This window comes from Mycobacterium sp., assembly GCF_035603715.1.
Lineage (GTDB): Bacteria > Actinomycetota > Actinomycetes > Mycobacteriales > Mycobacteriaceae > Mycobacterium.
Window position 1 is genome coordinate 1 of the sequence record NZ_DATNJW010000560.1, and the last position, 4,036, is coordinate 4,036.

General features: G+C 65.5%; 5 protein-coding genes. 1 reads left to right on the plus strand and 4 read right to left on the minus strand.

Features of this window, described 5'->3' with window-relative positions:
* Positions 1-405 (plus strand): PE/PPE C-terminal domain-containing protein (locus VN856_RS22900; protein ID WP_325693352.1); only part of this gene is annotated, 405 nt, incomplete at its 5' end.
* A gap of 3 nt (positions 406-408) precedes the next feature.
* On the opposite strand, the gene rfbA is transcribed toward VN856_RS22900, so the two are convergent.
* Genes rfbA through VN856_RS22920 form a run of 4 tightly spaced genes read right to left on the minus strand, consistent with a single transcriptional unit; the run spans position 409 to position 3,764 of the window.
* On the minus strand, positions 409-1,275 hold the full coding sequence (rfbA, locus tag VN856_RS22905) for a glucose-1-phosphate thymidylyltransferase RfbA (protein ID WP_325693354.1): 867 nt from the start codon (positions 1,273-1,275) through the stop codon (positions 409-411).
* 10 nt (positions 1,276-1,285) lie between these two features.
* Positions 1,286-1,654, minus strand: coding sequence for a nuclear transport factor 2 family protein (locus VN856_RS22910; protein ID WP_325693355.1), 369 nt, complete (start codon positions 1,652-1,654; stop codon positions 1,286-1,288).
* A gap of 24 nt (positions 1,655-1,678) precedes the next feature.
* Entirely contained in the window at positions 1,679-2,434 is a 756-nt protein-coding gene (locus VN856_RS22915) for a maleylpyruvate isomerase family mycothiol-dependent enzyme (RefSeq protein WP_325693358.1), read from the minus strand.
* Between the two features lie 4 nt (positions 2,435-2,438).
* Positions 2,439-3,764, minus strand: coding sequence for a UDP-glucose/GDP-mannose dehydrogenase family protein (locus VN856_RS22920; protein WP_325693360.1), 1,326 nt, complete (start codon positions 3,762-3,764; stop codon positions 2,439-2,441).
* Between the last annotated feature and the right edge of the window lie 272 nt (positions 3,765-4,036).

A 4,036-nucleotide genomic window follows, 5' to 3' on the forward strand; every position in this document is an offset into this window, starting at 1 on the left:
GGGTTAGCCGACATCAACTCGTTGCAACCAGGCGTCGAGTCGGCGCCCGGAGGCACGGGCGTTACCGGCATGATCACGCCGCAGCCGCCGGTGCCGGCACCCGCACCGGTGGGCGTGCCGAGCGTGGGCGTTTCGGTGAACACCACTGGCAGCACACTGGTCGGCAAGCTGTCCGTCCCGCCGACGTGGACAGCGGCAGCGCAGGTCGCCAACCACAGCGGGGTGACCTACGCCGGTGGCGGCTGGACCAATGCGGTCGGCCCGACCGGCGGCGGTACCGGAGCCGTCCCGGCCGGCATGCCCGGTATGCCGGGTGCGTCCGGCGCCAGGTCTGGCGGTTTCGGTCACGGCCCCCGTTACGGAAACCGCCTGACCGTCATGGGGCGTCCGCTGTCGGGTGGCTGATCTCTAGCGTCGTTCCAGCAGCTGCAGCAGGTAGGTGCCGTAGCCGGATTTCAGCAGGGATTCGGCGCGGCGGGCCAGCTGTGCGTCGTCGATGAAGCCCATCCGCCATGCGACTTCTTCGGGGACGCTGACTTTCAGACCTTGCCGACGTTCGAGTGTGCGGATGTAGTCACCGGCATCAGCCAACGAGTCGAATGTCCCGGTGTCTAGCCAGGCTGTGCCGCGCGCGAGCACGTCGACGACTAGCCGACCCTGATTGAGATAGGTCCGGTTCACGTCGGTGATCTCGTATTCGCCGCGCGCAGAGGGCTTTAGGCTCCGGGCAATCTCGATCACGTCGTTGTCGTAGAAGTACAAACCCGGCACCGCGTAGTTGGATTTCGGCGTGGCCGGTTTTTCTTCGATCGACAACGCGATGCCATCCGGGCTGAAGTCGACGACACCGTATGCCGACGGGTTGGCTACCCAGTAGGCGAAAATCGCTCCCCCGTCTATTTCTTGATGACGCCTGAGGTTGGTGCCCAGCCCGGGTCCGTAGAAGATGTTGTCGCCCAACGCCAAAGCCACCGAGTCGGAGCCGATGTGGCCGGCGCTGATGACGAACGCCTGGGCCAGACCCTCGGGATGACCTTGTACCGCGTAGCTGATGTTGATGCCGAATTGGCTGCCGTCACCGAGAATTCGTTCGAATGCGGCCGCATCCGGAACGGTGGTGATCACCTGGATGTCGCGAATCCCGGCCATCATCAGCGTGGACAGCGGGTAGTAGATCATCGGCTTGTCGTAGACCGGCAACAGTTGCTTGCTGACGCCCATCGTGATCGGGTACAACCGCGTACCCGAACCGCCGGCCAGGATGATTCCTCGCATCTATCACTCCTCAGTCGACGAGGTCCGCGTTGGTCAGTTCGGTGGCAGCGAGCGCCGCCGCCAGGGTGTCATGACGAAAAACCGAGGTGACATGGTCGTGCACCACACGGAAGGCAGACGCAATGGTGGAGTCGGATTCGCCTGAGCCGCCGATCTTCTGTTCGACGACGACGACTCCGTCGTGGACGAATATCTTGCCGACTTCGGCGTGGGGAGGGTGGGCCGACGCCCAGTCCCGCAACGCGGCATGGCCTTGGGCGGCCCCATGCGCATCGCCGACTTCGATGTCCTCGCTGGACAGGGCCAGCAGGGTGTCGAGGTCAGACGCGTTCAATGCGTCATGCCAAGCCAGCACGGTGGCCATCTCCGATGTGGTCATGGTGTAGAAAGGTACCGCGTGGGCCTAGAAGGGCGTGCGGCCGAGCCAGTTCTGCCATATTGACGCGTCGCCGGATACCGCGATGTCGGTGTCTTCTAACCTGACTCGCCGGACCAGTGCCAGTAGCAGGTTGACGGCGCCACCGCGCAGCACCACTGAGCCGTCTTGGACGCCGTGCGACCACGAAATGCGGTCGGCGTCTCCGCGGATCGTCCACTGGCCGGCGATACCCACGCCGGGATCGGTGGCGCACAAACCCACAGTGTGGCCGTCCTGCAGCGGAATTGGCGCGTCGTCGCGACCGGCCTCACTCGCGACCCGCTCGAGCCATTCGCCGATACCGTCGGCGGCCAACTCGGGCGAAAGCGCGTACTCCAGCCCGAGCGCAAGTGCGCCGTCGGCGCGGTGCACCGTCGCCTCATGGAGTCGGCGTCGCGCCCACCAGTAAGCCGGGCGCGGGCCCAGGAAAGTCCAGACCGGGGTTTCCACCCCGATGTCTTCGATCGCATCGATCAACAGCTGCGCCCCGCCGTGCAGCCAGTCGATCGCCTGGCCAGGGTCGGGCGGCGGCCTGCCGTTCTCGACCGTCCGCGGATCCAGGTAACCATCGATGCGGTCGGCGATAATCTGCGCGGCCCAGCGATCACCGCGGCCGACGTGCCGCAGCAGGTGGGTGAGACTCCAACCGGGACATGTCGGTATCGGTGTCGACGGTTCGCCGCTACGGATTACCTCGCCGAAGGCGCGATTCTGCTCTAAGAGCTCGACCGCATAGTCCACGCCGTCAGGCTACGCGCCGACCCAAGCAGTGCACGCGCCAACCGGCCTGTTGCCACTTCCGCACGTCGAGGCAGTTGCGGCCGTCGACGACGACGCGGGAGCGCACCCGGTCAGCGAGCTGACTGGGATCGAGATCGACGAATTCCTGCCACTCGGTCAGCACCAGGACCGCGTCGGCGCGGTCACACGCTTCCTCCACCGAGACCGCGTAATTCAGCGTGGGATACAGCCGCTGGGCGTTCTCCAGTGCCTTGGGGTCGTACACGTTGACCGCGGCCCCGTTCAGTTGCAGCTGGCCGGCGACATTGAGCGCGGGCGAGTCACGCACGTCGTCGGATTCGGGCTTGAACGCGGCGCCGAGCACCGCGATGTTCGCGCCCAGCAGCGAGCCGCCGCATGCGTTGGTGGCGATTGCGACCATCTTGGTACGGCGACGCATGTTGATGTTGTCGACTTCGCGCAGGAAGGTCAACGCTTGGTCGGCGCCGAGCTCGCCGGCGCGCGCCATGAAGGCTCGGATGTCTTTCGGCAGGCAGCCACCGCCAAAGCCCAAGCCGGCGTTGAGGAATCGGCGTCCGATCCGGGGATCGTGCCCGAGCGCGTCGGCCAACAGTGTGACATCGGCGCCGGCGGCTTCGCATACCTCGGAGATCGCGTTGATGAACGAGATCTTGGTCGCCAGAAAGGCGTTTGCGGAGACCTTGACCAGCTCCGCGGTCTGCAGATCGGTCACCAGGAACGGCACCTCGGCGTCGAGCATCGGCGCGTACAGCTCACGGATCGCGGTCTCGGCGCGTGTCGAACCATCCTGGACACCAAGCACAATACGGTCGGGATGTAGCGTGTCGTGGATCGCGAACCCCTCGCGCAAAAACTCCGGGTTCCATGCGACTTCGATGTCGACACCCGGACGCGCCGCGCCGCGGACTCGTTGGACAAGTTCGGCAGCGGTCCCGACCGGAACCGTGGACTTCCCGACGATCACCGCCGACCGTGTCAAACGCGGTGCGAGCGTGTCGATTACGGCGTGGACGTGGCTCAGGTCGGCACCGTACTCACCCCGCTTCTGCGGAGTGCCAACCCCGAGGAAATGCACATCGGCGAAGTCGGCAGCCAGGTCGTAGTCGGTGGTGAATCGAAGACGACCCGCTGCGATGTTGTCCCGCAACATCTTTCGCAGACCGGGCTCGTAGAATGGAACATCGCCCGCAGCCAGCTTGGCGACCTTACCGGGATCGATGTCGACACCGACGACTTCGTGCCCCAGTTCGGCCATCCCCGCAGCGTGGGTAGCACCCAGATAACCCGTACCAAAAACGGTGCACCTCATACACCCGTGTGTAAGTTGCCGCAATGAGCTAACGGCATCGCTCTTCTGATCGGGGGGCAAACGCCAGGTGACGGTTTACCGTCGGAGGTCAAAAACCCAGGCCAGGCAAGCCAAATCAGTGACCGAAGCCACCGTGACCCCCGCCACCATGGCCGCCGCCGAAGCCGCCACCACCGCCGAAGCCGCCTCCACCGCTGCCGTGGCCGCCTCCGGGGAACCCGCCGCCACCGCCGGGATAGCCGCCACCGCCGGGATAGCCGCCACCGCCACCG

What these genes read in the sequence shown, in the direction of transcription:
- rfbA (WP_325693354.1), bottom strand. Translation starts at nt 1,275, where the DNA reads ATGCGAGGAATCATCCTGGCCGGCGGTTCGGGTACGCGGTTGTACCCG.
- VN856_RS22910 (WP_325693355.1), bottom strand. Translation starts at nt 1,654, where the DNA reads ATGACCACATCGGAGATGGCCACCGTGCTGGCTTGGCATGACGCATTG.
- VN856_RS22920 (WP_325693360.1), bottom strand. Translation starts at nt 3,764, where the DNA reads ATGAGGTGCACCGTTTTTGGTACGGGTTATCTGGGTGCTACCCACGCT.